Origin of the sequence: Shinella oryzae (assembly GCF_023038235.1) — a bacterium.
In the GTDB taxonomy this organism is placed as follows: Bacteria; Pseudomonadota; Alphaproteobacteria; order Rhizobiales; family Rhizobiaceae; genus Shinella; species Shinella sumterensis.
Genome location: NZ_CP081987.1, coordinates 1,448,973 through 1,471,969, shown reverse-complemented (window position 1 = coordinate 1,471,969; position 22,997 = coordinate 1,448,973). Strand labels below are relative to the sequence as shown.

22 protein-coding genes are annotated in these 22,997 nt (G+C 64.8%); 18 read left to right on the top strand and 4 right to left on the bottom strand.

What is annotated here, in order from left to right; all coding sequences use genetic code 11:
- Entirely contained in the window at window positions 1-1,332 is a 1,332-nt protein-coding gene (locus K6301_RS07350; RefSeq protein WP_247220225.1) for an NAD(P)/FAD-dependent oxidoreductase, read from the bottom strand.
- A 58-nt stretch (window positions 1,333-1,390) separates the two neighbouring features.
- On the opposite strand from K6301_RS07350, the gene K6301_RS07345 reads away from it, so the two are divergent.
- From K6301_RS07345 to K6301_RS07285, 13 genes are all read left to right on the top strand, one after another.
- Window positions 1,391-2,284 carry a VOC family protein gene (locus K6301_RS07345; RefSeq protein WP_247220223.1) on the top strand — a complete coding sequence of 298 codons (894 nt, stop codon included), beginning with the start codon at window positions 1,391-1,393 and terminating at the stop codon, window positions 2,282-2,284.
- Between the two features lies 1 nt (window position 2,285).
- Complete coding sequence (kdsA, locus tag K6301_RS07340) at window positions 2,286-3,125, top strand: 3-deoxy-8-phosphooctulonate synthase (protein ID WP_247220221.1); 840 nt, start codon at window positions 2,286-2,288, stop codon at window positions 3,123-3,125.
- A 126-nt stretch (window positions 3,126-3,251) separates the two neighbouring features.
- Window positions 3,252-4,526, top strand: a complete 1,275-nt coding sequence (eno, locus tag K6301_RS07335) for a phosphopyruvate hydratase (protein WP_134652166.1) — start codon at window positions 3,252-3,254, stop codon at window positions 4,524-4,526.
- A 137-nt stretch (window positions 4,527-4,663) separates the two neighbouring features.
- Complete coding sequence (locus tag K6301_RS07330; protein WP_160872407.1) at window positions 4,664-4,972, top strand: FtsB family cell division protein; 309 nt, start codon at window positions 4,664-4,666, stop codon at window positions 4,970-4,972.
- Between the two features lie 148 nt (window positions 4,973-5,120).
- Window positions 5,121-6,167 (top strand): pyruvate dehydrogenase (acetyl-transferring) E1 component subunit alpha, encoded by a 1,047-nt coding sequence (gene pdhA, locus K6301_RS07325; protein ID WP_247220219.1) that lies wholly within the window; start codon window positions 5,121-5,123, stop codon window positions 6,165-6,167.
- A 16-nt stretch (window positions 6,168-6,183) separates the two neighbouring features.
- Window positions 6,184-7,602 (top strand): pyruvate dehydrogenase complex E1 component subunit beta, encoded by a 1,419-nt coding sequence (locus K6301_RS07320; protein ID WP_247220218.1) that lies wholly within the window; start codon window positions 6,184-6,186, stop codon window positions 7,600-7,602.
- Window positions 7,603-7,616: 14 nt separating this feature from the next.
- Entirely contained in the window at window positions 7,617-8,978 is a 1,362-nt protein-coding gene (locus K6301_RS07315) for a pyruvate dehydrogenase complex dihydrolipoamide acetyltransferase (RefSeq protein WP_247220217.1), read from the top strand.
- Window positions 8,979-8,994: 16 nt separating this feature from the next.
- Window positions 8,995-9,636 (top strand): SGNH/GDSL hydrolase family protein, encoded by a 642-nt coding sequence (locus tag K6301_RS07310; RefSeq protein WP_134652156.1) that lies wholly within the window; start codon window positions 8,995-8,997, stop codon window positions 9,634-9,636.
- Between the two features lie 85 nt (window positions 9,637-9,721).
- Window positions 9,722-9,982 carry an HP1242/YdcH family protein gene (locus tag K6301_RS07305; RefSeq protein ID WP_247220216.1) on the top strand — a complete coding sequence of 87 codons (261 nt, stop codon included), beginning with the start codon at window positions 9,722-9,724 and terminating at the stop codon, window positions 9,980-9,982.
- A gap of 83 nt (window positions 9,983-10,065) precedes the next feature.
- The gene (gene lpdA / locus K6301_RS07300) at window positions 10,066-11,511 is read left to right on the top strand and encodes a dihydrolipoyl dehydrogenase (protein WP_247220215.1); all 1,446 of its coding nucleotides are present in this window, start codon (window positions 10,066-10,068) and stop codon (window positions 11,509-11,511) included.
- Window positions 11,512-11,600: 89 nt separating this feature from the next.
- Window positions 11,601-12,578 carry a lipoyl synthase gene (lipA, locus tag K6301_RS07295; RefSeq protein WP_247220214.1) on the top strand — a complete coding sequence of 326 codons (978 nt, stop codon included), beginning with the start codon at window positions 11,601-11,603 and terminating at the stop codon, window positions 12,576-12,578.
- Between the two features lie 73 nt (window positions 12,579-12,651).
- Window positions 12,652-13,212 carry a P-loop NTPase family protein gene (locus K6301_RS07290; RefSeq protein WP_247220211.1) on the top strand — a complete coding sequence of 187 codons (561 nt, stop codon included), beginning with the start codon at window positions 12,652-12,654 and terminating at the stop codon, window positions 13,210-13,212.
- A gap of 9 nt (window positions 13,213-13,221) precedes the next feature.
- Window positions 13,222-13,686: a type II toxin-antitoxin system RatA family toxin gene (locus K6301_RS07285; RefSeq protein ID WP_247220210.1), complete on the top strand. Its 465-nt coding sequence runs from the start codon at window positions 13,222-13,224 to the stop codon at window positions 13,684-13,686.
- Here K6301_RS07285 and K6301_RS07280 read toward each other — a convergent pair.
- The 3 genes from K6301_RS07280 to K6301_RS25020 are packed head-to-tail and all read right to left on the bottom strand — an operon-like array spanning window position 13,675 to window position 15,553.
- Window positions 13,675-14,169 carry a CinA family protein gene (locus tag K6301_RS07280; protein WP_134652150.1) on the bottom strand — a complete coding sequence of 165 codons (495 nt, stop codon included), beginning with the start codon at window positions 14,167-14,169 and terminating at the stop codon, window positions 13,675-13,677. The two genes, K6301_RS07285 and K6301_RS07280, sit on opposite strands and share 12 nt — an antisense overlap.
- A gap of 2 nt (window positions 14,170-14,171) precedes the next feature.
- On the bottom strand, window positions 14,172-15,383 hold the full coding sequence (locus K6301_RS07275; RefSeq protein WP_247220208.1) for a bifunctional 2-C-methyl-D-erythritol 4-phosphate cytidylyltransferase/2-C-methyl-D-erythritol 2,4-cyclodiphosphate synthase: 1,212 nt from the start codon (window positions 15,381-15,383) through the stop codon (window positions 14,172-14,174).
- Window positions 15,384-15,424: 41 nt separating this feature from the next.
- Window positions 15,425-15,553, bottom strand: a complete 129-nt coding sequence (locus K6301_RS25020) for a hypothetical protein (RefSeq protein WP_281505884.1) — start codon at window positions 15,551-15,553, stop codon at window positions 15,425-15,427.
- Here K6301_RS25020 and dusB point away from each other — a divergent pair.
- From dusB to ntrX, 5 genes are all read left to right on the top strand, one after another.
- Complete coding sequence (gene dusB, locus K6301_RS07270; RefSeq protein WP_247220197.1) at window positions 15,530-16,555, top strand: tRNA dihydrouridine synthase DusB; 1,026 nt, start codon at window positions 15,530-15,532, stop codon at window positions 16,553-16,555. The two genes, K6301_RS25020 and dusB, sit on opposite strands and share 24 nt — an antisense overlap.
- A complete protein-coding gene (locus K6301_RS07265; RefSeq protein ID WP_247220195.1) occupies window positions 16,552-17,691 on the top strand; it encodes a two-component system sensor histidine kinase NtrB in 1,140 nt (379 codons plus the stop codon). Before dusB ends, K6301_RS07265 begins: the two co-directional genes overlap by 4 nt.
- Entirely contained in the window at window positions 17,691-19,145 is a 1,455-nt protein-coding gene (gene ntrC, locus K6301_RS07260; protein ID WP_134652136.1) for a nitrogen regulation protein NR(I), read from the top strand. The genes K6301_RS07265 and ntrC overlap by 1 nt, the downstream gene beginning before the upstream one ends.
- A gap of 198 nt (window positions 19,146-19,343) precedes the next feature.
- A complete protein-coding gene (locus K6301_RS07255) occupies window positions 19,344-21,617 on the top strand; it encodes a sensor histidine kinase NtrY-like (protein WP_134652134.1) in 2,274 nt (757 codons plus the stop codon).
- The gene (gene ntrX / locus K6301_RS07250) at window positions 21,607-22,971 is read left to right on the top strand and encodes a nitrogen assimilation response regulator NtrX (protein ID WP_134652132.1); all 1,365 of its coding nucleotides are present in this window, start codon (window positions 21,607-21,609) and stop codon (window positions 22,969-22,971) included. Before K6301_RS07255 ends, ntrX begins: the two co-directional genes overlap by 11 nt.
- Window positions 22,972-22,997: the final 26 nt, after the last annotated feature.

Sequence of the window (22,997 nt, the reverse complement as noted above, 5' to 3'; positions counted from 1 at the left end):
TCAGCGGGTGCCGTTGCCGAAGGCGAAGATGTCGGCGTCGGGATCGGCGTGGCCGCTGATGGCGGCGGAGACGATTTCGGCGGCGATCTGGCTGAAGGTGATGCCGTTGCCGCCGAAGCCCATGACGGCGAAGACGCGGTCGAGGCCGGGCACGGCGCCGATGAGCGGCAGGCCTGTACTGGTGGTGCCGAAGGGGGCGGCCCAGGCGAATTCGGGATCGGGCAGGGACATGCCGAGCAATGCCTCCGCCTTTCGGCGGATGACCTTCGCCTTGCTGGCGAGCTTTCGCGCCGAGGCGTAGGCGGTTTCGCTTTCCTCGTCCTCGCCGCCGACGATCAGCCGGCCGTCACGCGAACTGCGAAGATAGAGGTAGGGATCGGCACCTTCCCAGACGATGCAGTCCTTCAGCCAGCCGGGCAGGGCGGTGCCGGGCGGGGTGGCGAGCGCCCAGGTGGAGACGACCGAATGCCCCTCCTGCGCCAGGGACTTGAGGAATTCGTAACCCGAGCAGAAGACGACATGCCCGGCAGAGAGGATCTTGCCCTCTGCCGTCGCGAGAAAAGCGCGGTCGCTGGTGGAGCGCAGGTCGGTTATTTCGAGCGGGCTCACCAGCTCCGCCCCGCGTTCGACCGCCGCGCGCAGAATGCCTGCGGCCATCTGGGCCGGGTTTGCGGACGCGGAGATATCGCTGAGAATGGCGCCGGTACGGTCGATGCCGAATTGCTGCTCCAGCGTGGCGGCATCCACGAAATCCGCCGCGATGCCCGCGGCGTGCCGCGCCTCGACCTCGCTGCGCAGTGCGCGGCTGCCATATTCGTCGCCCGCCAGGAACAGCGTCTTCTTGCGCTCGAAGGCGCAGGAAATGTCGAGATCGGCGACGATGTGCGTCAATTGCTCGACGGCGCGGGCCGAACGGCACCAGGCGCGATTGGCCTTCTTAACGCCGATCAGGCCGGCCAGCTTGTGCAGGGGAATGTCGATCTCGTGCTGGATCATCGCGGTGCTGGCAAGCGTGCTGCCGCGCACGGGCGCGCGGCGATCGACGATCAGAACCGAGCGCCGGCCGTCTGTCAGGGCATGCGCGGCGAGCGCGCCGGAAATGCCGGCGCCGACGACGATCACGTCGTAGTCGCTCCTCGACGGGGTGCGCGCGGCGCGAACGCCTATGCGTGGCGTTTCGGCCCAGAGCGGCCGGGATTCATGCAGCTTGCGCTGCTTCGTGATGTCGCGGGGCGTGGAAATGGCGGGCTCCGATGCTGGAATGCGCCGTTTGAATGTCGCCGCGCCGGAAAAGTTCCCGATGCGCGGCTGCCCTTGTGCCGGCGCTTGCATTGCGGGCCGAAAGCATGCAAAGCACGGGGCGCCTGAAACACGACCGGATTACCTGCCCATGACCGTGAGTTCGAGAACGCCCCGCCCGATCGACCATCTGGTGCTGCCGGTGTCCGACCTCGCAATCGCCCGCGAAAGACTGACCACGCTGGGATTTACCGTCGCCAAGGATGCGCGCCACCCCTTCGGCACCGAGAACTGTTGCGTGTTCCTGTCCGACGGCAGCTATCTTGAACCGCTCGGCATCGCAAACCGCGAGGAATGCGAAGAGGCGGCGCGCGAGGGCAATGTTTTCGTCGCGCGCGACCAGGCGTTCCGCTTCCGTCGCGGGCTGGACGGCTTTTCCGGCATCGCCATGGCGACGAACGATGCACGCGATGACGACCGGCGCTATGCGGCGGCCGGCCTTTCCGGCGGCGACATGCTGGAGTTCTCCCGCGAGATGCTTCTGCCCGACGGGACGTCCGCGACCGGCAGCTTCCGGCTGGCTTTCGCCGCCGATCTGCGCAGTCCCGACTTCTTCTTCTTCGCCTCGCAGCGCATCCTGCCGCTGCCGGCCGACCGAAAGGCGCTGGAGGCGCATGAAAACGGCGTGACCGCGCTTTCAGAGGTCGTGCTGTCGGAACAGAACCCGACGGATTTCCAGTATCTCGTGCAGGAAGCCGCGGACGAGCGCGAGATCGAGGCCATGTCCTTCGGCATGTCGGTCGCGACGCCGCGCGGCCGCATCACCGTGCTCAACGATGCCGGTCTGGAGGGTTTTTACGGCATCGCGCCGGAGGCCGGCACGGACCGCGGGCTAAAGGGCCGGGCGGTCGTCTTCACGGTTGCCAGCCTGCCGGAGTGCCGCCGCCTGCTCACCGGGCGCGGCGTCGTCTTTACCGAACGCGACGGCCGGCTCATGGTGCCGCCGGCGCCGGGCCAGGGCGCCCTCTTCGTCTTTGGAGAATGACATGAAAACCAATTCCACCGTCGTCGTCGGCGAGGGCGTCAAAAAGGTTACCTTCGCACAGGACAAGCGCTTCTCGCTGATCGCCGGGCCCTGCCAGATGGAAAGCCGCGACCACGCCTACATGGTCGCCGGAAAGCTCGTCGAACTGACCGACAAGCTCGGCATCGGCCTCGTCTACAAGTCGTCGTTCGACAAGGCCAACCGCACCTCGCTTTCGGGCAAGCGCGGCATCGGGCTGGACAGCGCCATGGAGATCTTCGCCGACCTCAAGAAGGACTTCGGCTTTCCCGTCCTGACCGACATTCACACGGAAGAGCAGTGCGCGGTCGTCGCCCAGACGGTCGATATCCTGCAGATCCCGGCCTTCCTGTCGCGCCAGACCGACCTTCTCGTCGCCGCCGCAAAGACCGGGCGCGTAATCAATGTCAAGAAGGGCCAGTTCCTGGCGCCCTGGGACATGAAGAACGTGCTGGCCAAGTTCACCGAGAGCGGCAATCCGAATGTGCTTCTGTGCGAGCGCGGCGCCTCCTTCGGCTACAATACGCTGGTCTCCGACATGCGCTCGCTGCCGATCATGGCCTCGCTCGGCGCGCCCGTGGTGTTCGACGCGACCCATTCGGTGCAGCAGCCGGGCGGGCAGGGCGGCTCCTCCGGCGGCCAGCGCGAATTCGTCGAAACGCTGGCGCGGGCGGCCATCGCCGTTGGTGTCGCGGGCGTGTTCATCGAGACACATGAGGACCCGGACCACGCACCCTCCGACGGTCCGAACATGGTCTATCTCAAGGACATGCCGCGGCTTCTCGAAAAGCTTCTGGCCTTCGACGACATCGCCAAGGCCTGAACGCCATCAAACGGATGACATGAAGACATGCCATCCGTCTTCCGGCGCCGAGCGCCATTGTAATTTCCGCATGGTCGATTAAAAGTGGATTTTAATCGATTAATAAACCCGAACCAGGACGATATCATGACTGCTATCATCGACATCATCGGCCGCGAGATCCTCGACAGCCGCGGCAATCCCACCGTTGAAGTGGACGTCTATCTCGAGGATGGCAGTTTCGGCCGCGCGGCGGTTCCGTCGGGTGCCTCGACCGGCGCGCATGAAGCCGTCGAACTGCGCGACGGCGGCAAGCGCTACCTCGGCAAGGGCGTCGAAAATGCCGTCGCTGCCGTCAACGGCGAGATCTTCGAAGCCATCGGCGGCCTCGACGCCGAAGACCAGATCGCCGTCGACCAGACGATGATCGAGCTGGACGGCACGCCGAACAAGGCCCGCCTCGGCGCCAACGCCATCCTCGGCGTTTCGCTGGCCGTCGCCAAGGCCGCCGCCGAAGCCGCCAACCTGCCGCTCTATCGCTATGTCGGCGGCCCGAACGCCCGCATCCTGCCGGTGCCGATGATGAACATCATCAATGGCGGCGCGCATGCCGACAACCCGATCGACTTCCAGGAGTTCATGATCGTTCCCGTCGGCGCCGACAACATCCGCGATGCCGTGCGCATGGGTTCGGAAGTGTTCCATACGCTGAAGAAGCAGCTCGCCGCCGACGGCCACAACACCAATGTCGGTGACGAAGGCGGCTTTGCGCCGGGCCTCGCATCGGCGCCCGCCGCGCTGGACTTCATCATGAAGTCCATCGAGAAGGCCGGCTACCGTCCGGGCGAGGACATGTTCATCGCGCTCGACTGCGCCTCGACGGAATTCTTCAAGGACGGCAAGTACGTGCTGGAAGGCGAGGGCCGCACGCTGGAGCCCGGCGCCATGGCTGAGTACCTGGCCGAGCTCGCCGCCAAGTACCCGATCTTCTCGATCGAGGACGGCATGGCCGAAGACGACTGGGACGGCTGGAAGACGCTGACCGACAAGATCGGCAAGTCGGTGCAGCTGGTCGGCGACGACCTGTTCGTCACCAACTCGGCCCGCCTGCGCGACGGCATCAAGATGGGCGTCGGCAACTCGATCCTCGTCAAGGTCAACCAGATCGGTTCGCTCTCCGAAACGCTCGACGCCGTCGAGACCGCGCACAAGGCGAGCTACACGGCCGTCATGTCGCACCGTTCGGGCGAGACCGAGGATTCGACGATCGCCGATCTCGCGGTCGCCACCAACTGCGGCCAGATCAAGACCGGCTCGCTTGCCCGTTCCGACCGTACCGCAAAGTACAACCAGCTCATCCGCATCGAGGAGCAGCTGGGCGCGGCGGCGAAATATGCCGGCCGCGGCATTTTGCGCGGCTGACCGGAAAACAGTTTTTCCGGAATGATGAAACCCGCATCGCAAGATGCGGGTTTTTTCTTGGGCCCAGCCGTCATGGTCAATGGTCGGTTAACCGCTTGCCGATAGTGTCTGGCTGTACTGCGTATCGGGGCACCTGCATGTGGACCAAGCATCATAAGAAGCGGAAATTCGGCCGGCTGGCTCTGCCGGTGATTACGGTCGCTTTCCTTTCCTATTTCGGTTATCATTCCGTCCATGGTGATTTCGGCCTGCGCGGAATGGAGGATTTCGAGCGGCAGCGAATGGAACGGCAGGCGCGTCTGGACGTGCTCGTGCGGCAGCGCCAGATCCTGGAAAAAGAAGTGGCCCTGATGAGCGACGGCTCGCTCGAGCGCGACATGCTCGATGAGAAGGCGCGATCCTACCTCAACATGTCGCGCGCCGACGAAATCGTGATCTTCCACTGAGAAGTGCGATTAACCGAAATCTGGTTAATCGTAAATATTCCTTACTTGTCAGTAGCTTGTAGGGAATATAAGCCATGCAATTATGGCATTGCTGATGCTGGATTTCTCCCCTATGTTTTCGGCAAAAGGCAAACATAGGGAGGATCGAATGGCTCCGCGCAAGACCGCGTCCACGTCCAGCCGCAAAACGACGGCAAAGCCTGCACGGAACGAGACAATCGGTTCCAACAGTCTGACATTCACCAAGGAAGAAGAGCTTCACGCCTACCGCGAGATGCTCATGATCCGTCGCTTCGAGGAAAAGGCCGGCCAGCTCTACGGCATGGGCGTCATCGGCGGTTTCTGTCATCTCTATATCGGCCAGGAAGCGGTCGTCGTGGGCATGCAGATGGCCCAGAAGGACGGCGACCAGGTCATCACCTCCTATCGCGACCACGGCCACATGATCGCGCTCGGCATGAGCGCGCGCGGCGTCATGGCCGAGCTGACCGGCCGTCGCGGCGGCCTGTCGAAGGGCAAGGGCGGCTCGATGCACATGTTCTCCAAGGAAAAGGGCTTCTACGGCGGCCACGGCATCGTCGGCGGCCAGGTCTCGCTCGGCACGGGTCTCGCCTTCGCCAACAAGTATCGCGGCAACGACCAGGTGTCGGTCACCTATTTCGGTGACGGCGCGGCCAACCAGGGCCAGGTCTACGAGAGCTTCAACATGGCCGCGCTGTGGAAGCTGCCGGTCGTCTACATCATCGAGAACAACCGCTATGCGATGGGCACCTCGACGGTGCGCTCCACCGCGCAGTCGAACTTCTCCAAGCGCGGCGAAGGTTTTGGCATTCCCGGCGTCCAGGTCGACGGCATGGACGTGCGCGCGGTCAAGGCCGCGGCCGACGAGGCCATCGCCCATTGCCGCGCCGGCAAGGGCCCGTACATCCTTGAGATGCTGACCTATCGCTATCGCGGTCACTCCATGTCCGACCCGGCGAAGTACCGCTCCAAGGACGAAGTGCAGAAGATGCGCTCCGAGCACGACCCGCTGGAGCAGGTGAAGGCCCGTCTTCTCGAGCAGGGCTGGGCGAGCGAGGACGATCTGAAGCAGATCGACAAGGAGGTCCGCGACATCGTCGCCGACAGCGCCGAATTCGCCCAGAACGATGCAGAGCCGGATGTATCCGAGCTCTACACCGACATTCTGCTTTGATCCGGGGGAGACTTATATGCCCGTAGATATCCTTATGCCCGCGCTCTCTCCGACGATGGAAGAGGGCACGCTTTCCAAGTGGATCAAGAACGAAGGCGACACCGTGAAGTCCGGTGACGTGATCGCCGAGATCGAGACCGACAAGGCGACGATGGAAGTCGAGGCCGTCGATGAAGGCGTGATCGGCAAGATCGTCGTTCCGGCCGGCTCGGAAGGCGTCAAGGTCAACTCCGTCATCGCCGTTCTGCTGCAGGATGGCGAAAGCGCCGACGCGATTTCCGCGCCCAAGGCGGCGCCGGCGGCCGATGCCGACACGCCGGCCGCAACCTCCGGCGATGCAGGCGGCAAGGCCCGCGAATCCTCGGACGAACCGATATCCGTCGCATCCGAGAAGGTTCCGGCCGCACCGAAGACGGAAGTGGCCGCCGATCCGGATATCCCCGCCGGCACCGAAATGGTGAACATGACGGTGCGTGAAGCGCTGCGCGACGCCATGGCGGAAGAAATGCGCCGCGACGGCGACGTGTTCATCATGGGTGAGGAAGTCGCCGAATATCAGGGCGCCTACAAGATCACCCAGGGCCTGTTGCAGGAATTCGGCGACAAGCGCGTGATCGATACGCCAATCACCGAGCACGGCTTTACCGGCATCGGCGTCGGCGCGGCCATGGCGGGCCTGAAGCCCATCGTCGAGTTCATGACGTTCAACTTCGCCATGCAGGCGATCGACCAAATCGTCAACTCGGCCGCCAAGACGCTTTACATGTCGGGTGGCCAGATGGGCGCGCCGATCGTCTTCCGCGGCCCGAGCGGCGCTGCCGCACGCGTCGGTGCCCAGCACTCGCAGTGTTATGCCGCATGGTACAGCCATATTCCGGGCCTCAAGGTCGTCATGCCCTACACGGCGGCAGACGCCAAGGGCCTGCTGAAGGCCGCGATCCGCGACCCGAACCCGGTCATCTTCCTTGAAAACGAAATCCTGTACGGCCACAGCTTCGAGGTTCCCAAGCTCGACGATTTCGTGCTGCCGATCGGCAAGGCGCGCATCCACCGCCCGGGCAAGGATGCGACGCTGGTCTCCTTCGGCATCGGCATGACCTATGCGGTCAAGGCGGTGGCCGAGCTGGAGAAGCAGGGCATCGACGTCGAGCTGATCGACCTCAGGACCATCCGTCCGATGGACCTGCCGACCGTCATCGAGTCGGTCAAGAAGACCGGCCGCCTCGTGACCGTCGAGGAAGGGTTCCCGCAGTCGTCCGTCGGCGATTTCATCGCCAACCGCGTCCATCGCGAGGCCTTCGACTATCTCGACGCGCCTGTCGTCACGATTGCCGGCAAGGACGTTCCCATGCCCTACGCCGCCAATCTCGAAAAGCTGGCGCTGCCGAATGTGGGTGAAGTCGTCGAGGCGGTGAAGGCCGTCTGCTACAAGTAACGGGAGGGCGCGAAATGCCGATCAACATTACGATGCCCGCCCTGTCGCCCACCATGGAAGAGGGCAACCTCGCCAAGTGGCTGGTGAAGGAAGGCGACACCGTGAAATCCGGAGACGTCATCGCCGAGATCGAGACCGACAAGGCAACGATGGAAGTCGAAGCCGTCGACGAGGGCGTCGTCGCCAAGATCGTCGTGCCGGCCGGTACGGAAGGCGTGAAGGTCAACAGCCTGATCGCCGTTCTCGCTGCCGATGGCGAGGATGTTGCGGCTGCCGCCGCCGGCAGTGGCGCCGCCCCGAAGGCGGACGCCAAGCCCGCCGAAAGCAAGCCTTCCGAAGCGAAGGCCGAGGCGCCGAAGGAAGCCGAAAAGCCGGCTGCCGCCGCTGCCGCTCCGGCACCTGCCGCCACCGCATCGGCCGGTCCCGCGCCGTCGCGAGACGGCAACCGCGTGTTTTCCTCGCCGCTCGCCCGCCGCATCGCCAAGGAAGCCGGCATCGATATTTCCGCCGTTTCCGGTTCCGGCCCGCATGGCCGCGTCGTCAAGAGCGACGTCGAGAAGGCCGTTGCGACCGGTGGCGCCAAGCCTGCCGCCGCAGCAACGCCGGCTGCCGCCGCCGCGTCCGCCGCGCCGAAGGGCATGTCGGACGATGCCGTGCTCAAGCTGTTCGACGAAGGCTCCTACGAGCTTGTGCCGCATGACGGCATGCGCAAGACCATCGCCAAGCGCCTGCAGGAATCCAAGCAGACGATCCCGCATTTCTATGTCTCCGTCGATGTCGAGCTCGATGCGCTTCTGGCGCTGCGGGCACAGATCAACGACAGCGCGCCGCGCAAGGACGACCGCCCGGCCTACAAGCTTTCGGTCAACGACATGGTGATCAAGGCGCTGGCGCTTGCACTGCGCGACGTGCCGGATGCCAACGTCTCCTGGACGGAGACGAACATGGTCAAGCACAAGCACGCGGATGTCGGTGTCGCCGTTTCCATTCCGGGCGGGCTGATTACGCCGATCATCCGCAAGGCGGAAACCAAGAGCCTGTCGACCATCTCCAACGAGATGAAGGACCTCGGCAAGCGCGCCAAGGAACGCAAGCTGAAGCCCGAGGAATACCAAGGCGGCACGACCGCGGTCTCCAACATGGGCATGATGGGCGTCAAGAACTTCGCCGCCGTCGTCAACCCGCCGCATGCGACGATCCTGGCGGTCGGCGCGGGCGAGGAGCGCGTGGTGGTGAAGAACAAGCAGATGGTCATCGTCAATGCGATGACGGTCACGCTTTCCACAGACCATCGCTGCGTGGACGGCGCGCTCGGCGCCGAACTGCTGGGTGCCTTCAAGCGCTATATCGAGAACCCGATGGGGATGCTCGTCTGACAAGCGGGGTGCGGCCATGAAGACGGTTCTCTGCTACGGCGACAGCCTGACCTGGGGTTACAACGCCGAAACGCTCGACCGGCATGCCTTCGGGGATCGCTGGCCGAGCGTGCTCGCCAAGGCGCTGGGGCCCGATGTCACCGTGATCGCGGAGGGCCTCAACGGCCGCACCACCGCCTATGACGACCATCTGGCGGACTGCGACCGCAACGGCGCGCGCATCCTGCCGACCATCCTGCACAGCCACGACCCGATCGACCTCGTCATCCTGTTCCTCGGCGCCAACGACATGAAGCCTGCCATTTGCGGCACGGCCTTCGGGGCCGTGCAGGGCATGGAGCGGCTGGTGGAACTGGTGCGGCATCACGCCTGGTCCTTCGACACGGACGAGGGGCCGGATGTGCTGATCGTCTCGCCGCCGCCGCTGTGCGAGACGGCGAACACGGCGTTTGCGGCGATGTTTGCCGGCGGAGTGGAGCAATCGGCCATGCTGGCGACGCTTTACGCCGATCTTGCCGACGAGCGCGGCTGTGGCTTCTTCGATGCGGGCTCCGTCGCCGAGACGACGCCGCTCGACGGGGTGCATCTGGATGCCGAAAACACCCGGGCGATCGGCAAGGGCCTCGAGCCGGTCGTGCGCATGATGCTCGGGCTTTGACGGTATCGCGGCAGGTTTGACAGGGATCAAGGAGTGAAGGCGCGGGTAGGGTAGGCTGACACCATCAACCGAGAAGGAGATGGACATGCCGAACACCCCGCACCAGCTTGAAGAGGAATTTCCGGAGCATCTGGCCACGATCCGCCACCTGCGGGCGGTCGACGGCCACTTCCACCGGATCTGCGAAGACTATCAGGCGGTGAACCTCGCCATTCATCGCGCAGAAACGGATATCGAGCCCGTCGCCGACCTCGGCATGATCGACATGCGCAAGGCGCGGATGTGGCTCAAGGATGAAATCTACGGGATGCTGACGCAGCCGGAAAAGGTGGCGGAAGATCCCTGAGGAGCGGTGGCTTCCGCTCCTCGTCATGCCGCAGCGGTGAAAACCGCGCGGCGCAGAAGAACAACAGAGGAGTGGAAGCGCTCATGTCGAATGCTTACGACGTCATCGTTATCGGTTCGGGCCCGGGCGGCTATATTGCCGCGATCCGCGCCGCCCAGCTCGGCCTGAAGACGGCCATCGTGGAGCGCGAGCATCTCGCGGGCATCTGCTCCAACTGGGGCTGCATTCCCACCAAGGCGCTGCTGCGCTCGGCCGAGATCTTCCACTATGCCCAGCACCCGGGCGACTATGGCGTGAAGATCGAGGGTACGGTGACGCCGGACCTGCCGGCCATCGTCGCGCGCTCGCGCGGCATTGCGCAGCGCATGAACGGCGGCGTCGGCTTCCTGATGAAGAAGAACAAGGTCGACATCATCTGGGGCGAGGCCAAGCTCACCAAGCCGGGCGAAATCGTCGTGTCCAAGACGACCAAGGCGATCCAGCAGCCGCAGGCGCCCGTGCCGAAAAACGTGCTGCCCGAGGGCACCTATACCGCCAAGCATATCGTCATCGCCACCGGTGCACGCCCGCGCGCGCTGCCGGGCATCGAGCCCGACGGCAAGCTGATCTGGACCTATTTCGAGGCGATGAAGCCGGCGGAAATGCCGAAGTCGCTGCTCGTCATGGGCTCGGGCGCCATCGGCATCGAATTCGCCTCGTTCTACCGCACGCTCGGCGTGGATGTGACCGTCGTCGAGGTGATGAAGACCGTGATGCCGGTCGAGGACGCGGAAATCTCCGCGCTCGCCAAGAAGCAGTTCGAAAAGCAGGGCATGAAAATCCATCTGGAGGCCAAGGTCATCAAGGTGGAGAAGGGCGCCAACTCCATCACCGCCCATGTCGAGATGAAGGACGGCAAGGTCGAGAAGATCACGGCCGACCGCATGATCTCCGCCGTCGGCGTGCAGGCCAATATCGAGAATATCGGCCTGGAGGCGCTGGGCGTGAAGACCGACCGCGGCTTCATCGCCATCGACGGCTACGGCAAGACCAACGTGCCCGGCATCTACGCCATCGGCGATGTCGCCGGGCCGCCGATGCTCGCCCACAAGGCCGAGCATGAGGCCGTCATCTGCATAGAGAAGATCGCGGGTCTTCCGAACGTTCACCCGATGGACAAGTCCAAGATCCCGGGCTGCACCTATTGCCACCCGCAGGTCGCCTCCGTCGGCCTGACGGAAGCGAAAGCCAAGGAGCAGGGGCGTGACATCCGCGTCGGCCGCTTCCCCTTCGTCGCCAACGGCAAGGCGATCGCGCTCGGCGAAGACCAGGGTCTCGTCAAGACGATCTTCGACAAGAAGACCGGCGAACTGCTGGGCGCCCACCTCGTCGGCGCCGAAGTGACCGAACTGATCCAGGGCTTCGTCATCGCCATGAACCTTGAGACGACAGAGGAAGAGTTGATGCACACGATCTTCCCGCATCCGACGATTTCCGAAACCTTGAAGGAAAGCGTGCTCGACGCCTACGGGCGTGCGCTGAACGCTTGAACGTGCTAAAGCCTGCCTCCACATGAGGCTGGCTCACCTTTTCGAGCGCAAGGGCCGGCACGGACGCCGGCCAGGAAAGTGGAAAAGACATGGTCACCATTCTCGACCGCACCAATCTCGATCCGAACGCGCCGCGCGTGCGCCATCCGGAAAAGGCCCACAAGCCGGATACGGAAGTGCTGCGCAAGCCGGAATGGATCCGCGTCAAGGCCCCGGTCTCCAAGGGCTACCAGGAGACGCGCGAGCTGGTGCGCTCCCACAAGCTGGTGACGGTGTGCGAGGAGGCCGGCTGCCCGAATATCGGCGAGTGCTGGGACAAGAAGCACGCCACCTTCATGATCATGGGCGAGATCTGTACCCGCGCCTGCGCCTTCTGCAATGTCGCGACCGGCAAGCCGAACGCGCTCGACATGGCCGAGCCGGAGAATGTCGCCAAGGCCGTCCGGCAAATGGGCCTTTCCCACGTCGTCATCACCTCGGTCGACCGTGACGACCTGGACGACGGCGGCGCCGAGCACTTCGAGAAGGTGATCTGGGCCATTCGCGCGGCGTCGCCCGCCACGACGATCGAAATCCTCACGCCGGACTTCCTGAAGAAGCCGGGCGCGCTGGAGCGTGTCGTTGCCGCCAAGCCCGATGTCTTCAACCACAATATGGAGACCGTGCCGGGCAATTACCTGACGGTGCGTCCCGGCGCGCGCTACTTCCACTCCGTGCGGCTTCTGCAGCGCGTGAAGGAGCTGGACCCGACCATGTTCACCAAGTCGGGCATCATGGTGGGTCTCGGCGAGGAGCGCAACGAAGTGCTCCAGCTGATGGACGACCTGCGCACCGCTGATGTCGACTTCCTGACCATCGGCCAGTATCTCCAGCCGACCCGCAAGCACCACAAGGTGGACCGCTTCGTGACGCCCGACGAATTCAAGTCCTACGAGACGGTGGCCTATTCCAAGGGCTTCCTGATGGTATCGTCGAGCCCGCTCACCCGCTCCTCGCACCATGCCGGCGACGACTTCGCCCGCCTGCGCGCCGCGCGCGAGAAGAAGCTGCTGGCCGCCGCGGAATAGACTTTTACCTCCCCATGCTTTAAGCCCCGCCGTCCTGCCGGACGGCGGGGTTTTTGGTTTCAGGAGGCTGGACATGACGATTGCGCTGGAAGAGGCGGCCGGACGGCTGAAGACCGCGGAGCGCGTGCTGGTCATCGGCTGCTCGGGCAGCGGCAAGAGCACGCTGGCGCGGCAGCTCGCGGATCATCTTTCGCTGCCCCACATTTCCATGGACCGGGACGTCTTCTGGATGCCGGGCTGGCAGCAGCGGCCGCGGGCCGAGGCACTGGACAGGCTCAAGGCGCTGGTGGCGAAGGAGCGCTGGATCATGGACGGCACCAGCCCCGGCACGCTGCCGCTGCGCCTGCTGCGCACGCACCTTGTGCTGTGGCTGCGTCCGCCGCGGCTCGTTTCGCTCCATGGCGTGATCTCGCGCTGGCTGCGCTACCGGGGCCGGTCGCGACCCGAGATGGCCGACGGTTGCCCCGAGCGGATCGATGCGGATTTCCTGCGCTACATCTGGAATTTCGAGAAGACCGAAAGCCCTGAAATCGAAGAGAACCTTGCGGCGTATGGCCGCGACGTGCCGGTTTGCGTGTTGAAATCGCGGCGCGACAATGACCGCCTACTTGCAAGAGTTCGCGCGGGTCATTAGCTCTCGGCCATGCCTCAGTTCGAAACCCGCCGCCCGGTTCCCCACACGCCCGAAGAGATGTATGCGCTCGTCGCCGATGTCGAGCGCTATCCGGAGTTCCTGCCGCTCTGCGAAGCGTTGTCGATCCGCTCGCGCAAGGAGCGCGACGGCAAGGAACTGCTCGTGGCGGACATGACGGTGGGCTACAAGGCGATCCGCGAGACATTCACCACGCAGGTTCTGCTGAATGCCGCCGAGCGGGCGATCGACGTCAAGTATATCGACGGGCCGTTCCGCTATCTCGACAACCGCTGGCGCTTCGATGCGCTGCCGGGCGGCGGCTGCTCCGTGCATTTCTACATCGACTACGAGTTCAAGAGCCGTATTCTCGGCGCGCTGATGGGCTCGATGTTCGACCGGGCGTTCCGCATGTTCACCGAGGCCTTCGAAAAGCGCGCCGCGGCGATCTATGGCGCAGCGTCTTCAATCGGCTGAGATTTCCGCGAGCATTTCGAGCGCGGTGCGCACCGTGGCGAGCCTGACGGCGCTGCGGCCGATATCACCGTAGCGCATCTCACGGTGCAGGGGCTTGCGCCCGGTGCGCGCGGCGGCAAGATGCACGAGGCCGACGGGTTTCTCATCCGAACCGCCGCCGGGGCCGGCAATGCCCGTCACGGCGACCGAGATGTTGGCGCCGGAATTGCCGATGGCGCCTTCGGCCATTTCCAGCGCCGTCTCGCGCGACACGGCGCCATGGGCCTTCAGCGTGGCATTGGCGACGCCGATCATCTCGCGCTTGGCCTCGTTGGAATAGGTGACGAAGCCGCGGTCGAACACCGTGGAGGAGCCCGCGATCTCGGTGATGGCGCCGGCGATCAGGCCGGCGGTGCAGGATTCCGCCGTGGCGATCAGCAGGTTCTTCTTTTCAAAATCCGCGACGATGGCGCGGGCGGCGTCTTCGATGTCCTGAGGCCAGATGCTCATGCTTCGCTTCCCCTGTAGACGACCGTTGCGGTGGCGATGGCGGCGATGCCCTCGCGGCGGCCGATGAAGCCGATCTTCTCGTTCGTCGTGGCCTTCACCGAGCAGCGGTCGATGGAAATGCCGAGAAATTCCGAGAGGTTGCGGCGCATCGCATCGCGATGGGGGCCGACCTTCGGAGCTTCGGCGATGAGCGAGACATCGGCATTCATGATGGTGCCGCCGGCCTTGCGCACGATTTCGGCGGCGTGTTCGAGGAAGATGCGCGAGGCGGCGCCCTTCCATTGCGGATTCGATGGCGGAAAGTGATCGCCGATATCACCGGCGCCGCAGGTGGCAAGCAGGGCATCGGTCAGCGCGTGCAGCGCGACGTCAGCATCGGAATGGCCGGACAGTTTCTGGTCGTGCGGGATGAAGAGGCCGCACAGCGTCACGCCGTCGCCCGCGACGAGTTGGTGCACGTCGTAGCCGTTTCCGGTGCGCACGTCCGGTAGAACGTGGGAAAGGCGTTGGTCGGCCATGGCGATATCCTTCTGCAGTGTAAGCTTGACGTTGCCGGCGCTGCCTTCGACGAGGTGCACCCGGACCCCGGCCCACTCGGCAATCGAGGCATCGTCGGTAAAATCGGTGCGGCCGGAGGCGGCCGCGCGGCGGTGGGCCTCCAGGATGGTTTCGAAATGGAAGGACTGGGGCGTCTGCGCGGCAAACAGGCCGGAGCGGGAGACCGTCTCGGCGACATTGCCGTTGGCATCGGCCCGCTTCAGCGTGTCGGCGACGGCGACGGCGGGAAGCACCGCACGGGCACCGTGGCTGAAGGCGGTGAGGGTGCGTTCCAGGATGGCGGGCTCGACGAAGGGGCGGACGGCATCCTGGATGAGGACATGGCTGACGGCGTGGCTTGTCAGCACATCGAGCCCGGCAAGCACGGACTGCTGGCGCGTGGCCCCACCATGGACGACAGTCAATCGGCTGCCGGCTGGCGTTGCCGCCGCACGCGCCATCTCGAAGAGGGCTGCGTCATCGGGGTGTATCACGACGACGATATGCCGGGCGGGCTGCCAATTGACAAACAGATCGAGCGTGTGGGAGATCACGGGTCTTCCGCCGATACGGCGGTACTGCTTGGGGCCTTCGGCATGGCTGCCGGCCCGCTCGCCGCGACCGGCGGCAACGATCACCACACCGCAGGAGTGCGCATTTTCCGCCTGCATTTCGGCTCCTTGCCTCCGGTATCAAAGCGTTTTGGGGTGGTTTAGCCGGAAGGATGCCGCAATTCCAGCGCTGACAGGAAAAATGCCACCGGCCCTGATTGCGGCTTGGCAAGAACGACAATAATGGCTAAAAATGATGCAAAGACATGACTTGCTTGAAAGATGAGCATTTGGCACTTCCAACCCTGTCAGCGCCGCTTGCGGTCGGTGACCAGACCCTGAGGAACCGGGTTGTCCTTGCGCCGATGTCCGGCGTGACGGATCTGCCGTTCCGCGATCTTGCTTGGCGTTTCGGCGCGGGGCTGGTCGTGACGGAGATGGTGGCGAGCCGCGAACTGGCGCTGAATGCGCGCGAAAGCTGGTCGCGCATCCGCAATTGCGGCATCCGCCCCCATATGGTGCAGCTTGCCGGGCGCGAGGCGCACTGGATGGCGGAAGCGGCGAGGATCGCCGAAGGCGAGGGCGCCGATATCATCGATATCAATATGGGTTGCCCCGCCAAGAAGGTGATCGGCGGCTATTCCGGCTCCGCGCTGATGCGCGATCCCGATCATGCGCTGGGCCTCATCGAAGCGACCGTCCAGGCCGTGAAGGTGCCGGTGACGGTGAAGATGCGGCTGGGCTGGGACCACGATTCGCTGAATGCGCCGCATATCGCTTCCCGCGCCGAGGCCGCGGGCGTGGCGATGATCACCGTGCATGGCCGCACGCGCATGCAGTTCTACGAAGGAAGGGCGGACTGGGATGCGATCCGCGCCGTGCGTGACGTGCTGTCGATCCCGCTCATTGCCAACGGCGATGTCGATACGGCGGAAGATGCGCGGGAAATCCTGCGGCGCTCCGGCGCGGACGCCGTCATGGTCGGCCGTTCCGCGCAGGGCCGTCCGTGGCATCCCGCGGTGCTGGCCGGGGCGTGCCCGCATCCCGGCGTGGACGAATGCGCGTCGGTTGCCGTCGAGCATTATCGCATGATGCTCGCTTTCTACGGCGTCGAGGCGGGCCTGCGCCATGCGCGCAAGCATGTCGGGTGGTATCTGGAGCGCTTTGCGCCCGGCCTTGCCGGCGTCGACAAGGCGGCGATCATGACCGCGCGCGACAGCGCCTTCGTGGCCGACAGGCTGGCGGCGGCGATCCTGAACGGTCCGGCGGTAAAACTCGGAGAGGCCGCATGACGGAAAAGGCCGCAAACCCGAATGCGCCGGACCTGGCGCTCGCCGTGCTGAACGCCATCCAGAATCCGGTGATCATGGTCGATGGCGCGGGGCTGATGTCCTTCGCCAACTGGGAGGCGGAATCCTTCTTCGGAGCGAGCGCGGGTTATCTCGCCCGTCACAACATCGCAAGCGTCATTCCCTTCGGCAGCCCGCTCCTGACGCTGATCGACCAGGTGCGCGAGCGCCGTGCCCCGGTCAGCGAATACCGTGTGGACCTGAGTTCGCCGCGGCTGGGTGCCGACAAGCTTGTCGACCTCTATGTCGCGCCCGTCACCACCGATCCCGGTTCCGTCGTCGTGGTGATCCAGGAGCGTTCGATGGCCGACAAGATCGACCGCCAGCTGACGCACCGCGCCGCCGCTCGCTCCGTGACTGGCCTCGCCTCGATGCTGGCGCATGAGATCAAGAACCCGCTGTCGGGCATCCGCGGCGCCGCACAGCTTCTGGAGACCTCCGTCATCGACGAGGATCGCGCGCTGACACGGCTGATCTGCGACGAGACGGACCGCATCGTCTCGCTGGTCGACCGCATGGAGGTGTTTTCGGACGAGCGGCCCGTCGACCGCGTGCCGATCAACATCCATTCCGTGCTCGATCATGTGAAGGCCGTCGCCAAGGCGGGTTTTGCGCGCCACATCAAGATCACCGAACTCTACGACCCGTCGCTGCCCCCGGTCTATGCCAATCGCGACCAGCTCGTGCAGGTGTTCCTGAACCTCATCAAGAACGCCGCGGAGGCCGTAGGCGACCGGGACGACGGCGAAATCCAGCTGACGACCGCCTATCGGCCGGGCATCAGGCTGTCGGTGGCGGGAACGCGTGAAAAGATCTCGCTGCCGCTGGAATTCTGCGTGCACGACAACGGGCCGGGCGTGCCGGCGGACCTGCTGCCGCACCTGTTCGACCCCTTCATCACCACCAAGACCAACGGCTCCGGCCTCGGCCTTGCGCTGGTCGCCAAGATCATCGGGGGGCACGGCGGCATCGTGGAATGCGACAGCCAGACCAACCGCACCACCTTTCGCGTGCTGATGCCCGCCTCGCGCGGCATCAGCGAAGACGACGACTTTCCCAAGACCAAAGGACATGATTGATGACAGGCGCCACAGTCCTCGTCGCCGATGACGATGCCGCGATCCGCACCGTGCTCAACCAGGCGCTCAGCCGGGCCGGCTACGACGTGCGCATCACCTCCAATGCGGCAACGCTGTGGCGCTGGGTTGCCGCCGGCGAGGGCGATATCGTCGTGACCGACGTCGTGATGCCGGACGAGAACGCCTTCGACCTCCTGCCGCGCATCAAGAAGGCGAGACCGGACCTGCCGGTGCTCGTGATGAGCGCGCAAAACACCTTCATGACGGCGATCAAGGCCTCGGAGAAGGGGGCCTACGACTATCTCCCGAAGCCCTTCGACCTGACCGAGCTCATCGCCATCATCGGCCGTGCGCTGGCCGAGCCGAAGCGCAAGCCCGCCCGGCTAGACGACGACACGCAGGACGGCATGCCGCTGGTCGGGCGCTCGGCCGCCATGCAGGAGATCTACCGCGTGCTCGCCCGTCTCATGCAGACGGACCTGACGCTGATGATCACCGGCGAGTCGGGCACCGGCAAGGAACTGGTCGCTCGCGCGCTGCATGACTACGGCAAGCGCCGAAACGGGCCCTTCGTCGCAATCAATATGGCGGCGATCCCGCGCGACCTCATCGAATCGGAGCTGTTCGGCCACGAAAAGGGGGCCTTCACCGGCGCGCAGAACCGCTCGACGGGCCGCTTCGAGCAGGCCGAGGGCGGCACGCTGTTCCTCGACGAGATCGGCGACATGCCGATGGATGCGCAGACGCGCCTGCTGCGCGTGCTGCAGCAGGGCGAGTACACCACCGTGGGCGGCCGCACGCCGATCCGCACCGATGTGCGCATCGTCGCGGCGACCAACAAGGACCTCAAGCAGTCCATCAACCAAGGCCTGTTCCGCGAAGACCTCTATTACCGTCTCAACGTCGTGCCGCTGCGCCTGCCGCCGCTGCGCGACCGGGCGGAGGACATTCCCGATCTCGTGCGGCATTTCGTGCAGCAGGCCGAGAAGGAAGGGCTCGACGCCAAGCGCTTCGACCAGGAAGCGCTGGAACTGATGAAGGCGCATCCCTGGCCGGGCAATGTGCGCGAGTTGGAAAACGTCGTGCGCCGGCTGACCGCGCTTTACCCGCAGGACGTCATCACCCGCGAGATCATCGAGACGGAACTGAGGGCCGACATTCCCGACAGCCCGATGGAAAAGGCGGTGGTGCGCTCCGGCCCGCTGTCGATCTCGCAGGCCGTCGAGGAGAACATGCGGCAGTACTTCGCGAGCTTCGGCGACGGCCTGCCGCCGTCGGGCCTTTATGACCGCGTGCTGGCCGAAGTGGAGTATCCTTTGATTCTCGCCGCGCTGACCGCAACCCGCGGCAACCAGATCAAGGCCGCCGACCTGCTCGGCCTCAATCGCAACACGTTGCGCAAGAAAATCCGCGAACTCGGCGTTTCCGTCTATAGAAGCTCCCGCTCGGCTTGACTTGCCTGACGAAGGCGTTGCATTTTGGCCACAATCTGTTGCTTGAGGGTAACAGAGGGAGGCGGTCGGCTCGGTCCGCGCGCCCGTCCGTCACGACAGGGGCGCGGGCGCGCCTGACACACGGTCGGTACATCCCGGAAAACACGAGATAAAGCCTTCGCGCCTGACGGGCGCGTGGCCGGGGAAGCGATGCGGCAGATGACGGAAGACGTTGATGTGCTTTCGCAGGAGGAGACCGGAACGGTCATCGCGGATCGTCGCGCCTCCTTTGCGCTGCCTGGCCTGTTGCTCGCCGGCGGCGCGCTCGTCGCTGCCACGATCTCGCTCTTCATCCTGCTCGGCCTGACGCCGATCCGCCCGGAACCGAACGTCGTCATCGCCTCGGCGGCGATCAATGCCATCTTCATCGTCGGACTGATGTTCCTGATCGGGCGGGAAATCGCCCGGCTGCTGCGCGCGCGCCGGCGTGGCCGTGCAGCGGCGCGCCTGCATGTGCGTATCGTCGCGCTGTTTTCCATCGTCGCCATAACACCGGCCGTGCTGGTGGCGATCTTTGCCTCGATCACGCTGGATGTCGGCCTCGACCGCTGGTTCTCCATCCGCACGCAATCGATCGTCAGTTCCTCGCTCAACGTGGCGCAGGCCTATATGCTGGAAAATGCCAGCTACCTGCAGGGCCAGACGGTCTCGATGGCAAACGACCTCGACCGCAACCGCCAGCTCTACAGCCTCGACCGCTCCGGCTTCATCGAACTCATGACGCGGCAGGCGCGCGGGCGCGGCATGCTCGGCGCCTTTCTGCTCAGGGCCGATGGTTCCCCGATCCTCCAGGCCAATATCCAGGTGGAGGGCGAGCTTCCGCCGGTCCCGCCCGATGCGCTGCGCGCGTCTGCCGCCGGCCAGCCGACGCTGATCCCGCCGGGCATGACCAATCTGGTCGGCGCGATCATCAAGCTGGAAAACATCTCCGACGCGTTTCTCTATACGATCCGCACGGTCGATCCCGAGGTGATGCGCTCCATGCGGCTGATGGAGGAGAACACCGCGGAGTACCGCGCGCTGGAATCCGGCCGCACACCGCTTCAGGTCGCCTTCGGGCTGCTCTATCTTGGCTTTGCGCTCATCGTGCTGCTCGCCGCGATCTGGACGGCTATTGCGATCGCCGACCGCATCGTGCGGCCGATCCGCCAGCTGATCGGCGCGGCCGACAGCGTCGCTTCGGGCAATCTCGACGTGTCCGTCCCGGTCCGCACGGCCGATGGCGACGTCGGCAATCTCTCACGTACCTTCAACAAGATGATATCGGAAATCCGCATCCAGCAGGCACAGATCCTCGATGCGAAGGACGAGGTCGACGATCGCCGCCGCTTCATCGAGGCGGTCCTGTCCGGCGTGACGGCGGCCGTCATCGGCGTGGAGGGCGACGGGCGCGTGACCATCGTCAACACCTCGGCCGAGATCCTGCTCGGGCGGGATGCCGCCGACCTGATCGGCAAGCCGCTGTCGGAGGTGGCGCCTGAGATCGCCGCGGTGCTGGCCGAGGGCGCCACGCGCTATCGCAACGACCACCGCCGCCAGATCAACATCATGCATGGCGGCAAGGAGCGGACGCTGAACGTGCAGGTGACGCGCGAGGAAACCAAGGACGCGCAGGATTCGCACGTCGTCACGATCGACGACATCACCGATCTCGTCATCGCCCAGCGCTCGACCGCTTGGGCGGACGTGGCGCGCCGCATCGCCCATGAAATCAAGAACCCGCTGACGCCGATCCAGCTTTCGGCCGAGCGCATCCGCCGCCGTTATGGCAAGCAGATCGACCAGGAAGACCGCGCGGTGTTCGACCAGTGTACGGATACGATCGTGCGGCAGGTGGAGGATATCGGACGCATGGTGGACGAGTTCTCGTCCTTCGCGCGCATGCCCAAGCCTACAAAGGAGCGCTCGGACCTGCGCACCATCCTCAAGGACGCCGTATTCCTGCGCGAAATGGGCAACAACCATGTCTCCTTCGAAAAGGATTTCGGCGAGGTGCCGCTGACGGGGCTCTTCGATCAGCGCATGCTCGGGCAGGCCTTCGGCAATCTCATCAAGAACGCCGTCGAGGCCATCGAGGCCGTGGCGCCGGATGCCGGGAGGGCGCAGCCGAAGGTGTTCGTGCGGGCCGTTGCGGATGATCCGGGCCGGCGTTTCGTCGTCGACGTCATCGACAACGGCAAGGGCCTGCCGACCGAGAACCGGCATCGCATTCTCGAACCCTATATGACGATGCGCGAGAAGGGCACGGGCCTCGGCCTCGCCATCGTGAAGAAGATCATCGAAGACCATGGCGGGCAGCTGGAATTGCACGATGCCCCCGCGGATTTCGATCACGGCCACGGGGCGATGATCCGCGTGATCCTGCCCTATGAGGAAACGGTGGCCGTCGATGCGGACAAGAATAAGAGCAAGGAAGTAAGCCATGGCGTCTGATATTCTCGTAGTGGACGACGAAGAGGACATCCGCGAAATCGTTTCCGGCATCCTGTCGGACGAGGGGCATGAGACCCGCACCGCCTTCGACAGCGACAGCGCGCTCGCCGCCATCAGCGACCGCGTGCCGCGCCTCGTCTTCCTCGACATCTGGATGCAGGGCAGCAAGCTCGACGGGCTTGCGCTTCTCGACGAGATCAAGAGCCGCCATCCGGACCTGCCGGTCGTGATGATTTCCGGCCACGGCAATATCGAGACCGCCGTCTCGGCCATCAGGCGCGGCGCCTACGATTTCATCGAAAAGCCCTTCAAGGCGGACCGGCTGATCCTGATCGCGGAGCGGGCGCTGGAGAACTCCAAGCTGCGCCGCGAGGTGACGGAGCTGAAGAAGCGGTCGGGCGATCCCGTCGAGCTGATCGGCACGTCCGTCGCCGTCTCGCAGCTGCGCCAGAACATCGAAAAGGTCTCGCCGACCAACAGCCGCATCATGATCCTTGGCCCGTCCGGTTCCGGCAAGGAACTGGTGGCGCGCATGATCCACCGCAAGTCGAGCCGCGCGAACGGGCCGTTCGTCGTCCTGAATGCGGCGGCCATTACGCCGGAGCGCATGGAAATCGCGCTCTTCGGGACCGAGGGGACGCCCGGCCAGCCGCGCCGGACCGGCGTGCTGGAAGAGGCGCATGGCGGCATCCTCTATCTCGACGAGATCGGCGAAATGCCGCGCGAGACGCAGAACAAGATCCTGCGCGTGCTGGTCGACCAGCAGTTCGAGCGCGTCGGCGGCTCCAAGCGGGTCAAGGTCGATGTGCGCATCATCTCGTCGACCGCCTACAATCTCGAAAGCCTGATCGCCGAAGGCGGTTTCCGCGAGGACCTCTATCACCGGCTGGCCGTCGTGCCGCTGCGCGTGCCGCCGCTTGCGGAACGGCGCGAGGACATTCCCTTCCTCGTCGACATGTTCATGCGCCAGGTCAGCGAGCAGGCCGGCATCCGCGCCCGCAAGATCGGTGACGATGCGCTGGCGGTACTCCAGGCGCACGACTGGCCGGGCAATATCCGCCAGCTGCGCAACAATATCGAGCGCCTGATGATCCTTGCCCGCAGCGACGGCCCGGATACGCCGATCTCGGCCGACATGCTGCCGACGGAAGTGGGCGACATGCTGCCGAAGATCTCCACGCAGGGCGACCAGCACATCATGACGCTGCCGCTGCGCGAGGCGCGCGAAATGTTCGAACGCGACTACCTGATCGCCCAGATCAACCGCTTCGGCGGCAATATCTCCCGCACGGCCGAATTCGTCGGCATGGAGCGTTCGGCGCTCCATCGCAAACTGAAATCGCTTGGCGTATAAGGCCTTAAGGCGATTCTGGGGTTCAG

Excerpts from the sequence above, each read along its gene's own strand:
- K6301_RS25020 (WP_281505884.1), bottom strand. The coding sequence starts at position 15,553 with ATGCTCATCTTTCAAGCAAGTCATGTCTTTGCATCATTTTTAGCCATT.
- K6301_RS07255 (WP_134652134.1), top strand. The coding sequence starts at position 19,344 with ATGACGGAAGACGTTGATGTGCTTTCGCAGGAGGAGACCGGAACGGTC.
- lipA (WP_247220214.1), top strand. The coding sequence starts at position 11,601 with ATGGTCACCATTCTCGACCGCACCAATCTCGATCCGAACGCGCCGCGC.
- dusB (WP_247220197.1), top strand. The coding sequence starts at position 15,530 with ATGACTTGCTTGAAAGATGAGCATTTGGCACTTCCAACCCTGTCAGCG.
- ntrX (WP_134652132.1), top strand. The coding sequence starts at position 21,607 with ATGGCGTCTGATATTCTCGTAGTGGACGACGAAGAGGACATCCGCGAA.
- K6301_RS07305 (WP_247220216.1), top strand. The coding sequence starts at position 9,722 with ATGCCGAACACCCCGCACCAGCTTGAAGAGGAATTTCCGGAGCATCTG.
- K6301_RS07290 (WP_247220211.1), top strand. The coding sequence starts at position 12,652 with ATGACGATTGCGCTGGAAGAGGCGGCCGGACGGCTGAAGACCGCGGAG.
- kdsA (WP_247220221.1), top strand. The coding sequence starts at position 2,286 with ATGAAAACCAATTCCACCGTCGTCGTCGGCGAGGGCGTCAAAAAGGTT.
- K6301_RS07350 (WP_247220225.1), bottom strand. The coding sequence starts at position 1,332 with ATGCAAGCGCCGGCACAAGGGCAGCCGCGCATCGGGAACTTTTCCGGC.
- K6301_RS07275 (WP_247220208.1), bottom strand. The coding sequence starts at position 15,383 with ATGCAGGCGGAAAATGCGCACTCCTGCGGTGTGGTGATCGTTGCCGCC.
- K6301_RS07320 (WP_247220218.1), top strand. The coding sequence starts at position 6,184 with ATGCCCGTAGATATCCTTATGCCCGCGCTCTCTCCGACGATGGAAGAG.
- K6301_RS07345 (WP_247220223.1), top strand. The coding sequence starts at position 1,391 with ATGACCGTGAGTTCGAGAACGCCCCGCCCGATCGACCATCTGGTGCTG.
- K6301_RS07330 (WP_160872407.1), top strand. The coding sequence starts at position 4,664 with ATGTGGACCAAGCATCATAAGAAGCGGAAATTCGGCCGGCTGGCTCTG.
- pdhA (WP_247220219.1), top strand. The coding sequence starts at position 5,121 with ATGGCTCCGCGCAAGACCGCGTCCACGTCCAGCCGCAAAACGACGGCA.
- K6301_RS07265 (WP_247220195.1), top strand. The coding sequence starts at position 16,552 with ATGACGGAAAAGGCCGCAAACCCGAATGCGCCGGACCTGGCGCTCGCC.
- lpdA (WP_247220215.1), top strand. The coding sequence starts at position 10,066 with ATGTCGAATGCTTACGACGTCATCGTTATCGGTTCGGGCCCGGGCGGC.
- K6301_RS07310 (WP_134652156.1), top strand. The coding sequence starts at position 8,995 with ATGAAGACGGTTCTCTGCTACGGCGACAGCCTGACCTGGGGTTACAAC.
- eno (WP_134652166.1), top strand. The coding sequence starts at position 3,252 with ATGACTGCTATCATCGACATCATCGGCCGCGAGATCCTCGACAGCCGC.
- K6301_RS07285 (WP_247220210.1), top strand. The coding sequence starts at position 13,222 with ATGCCTCAGTTCGAAACCCGCCGCCCGGTTCCCCACACGCCCGAAGAG.
- ntrC (WP_134652136.1), top strand. The coding sequence starts at position 17,691 with ATGACAGGCGCCACAGTCCTCGTCGCCGATGACGATGCCGCGATCCGC.
- K6301_RS07315 (WP_247220217.1), top strand. The coding sequence starts at position 7,617 with ATGCCGATCAACATTACGATGCCCGCCCTGTCGCCCACCATGGAAGAG.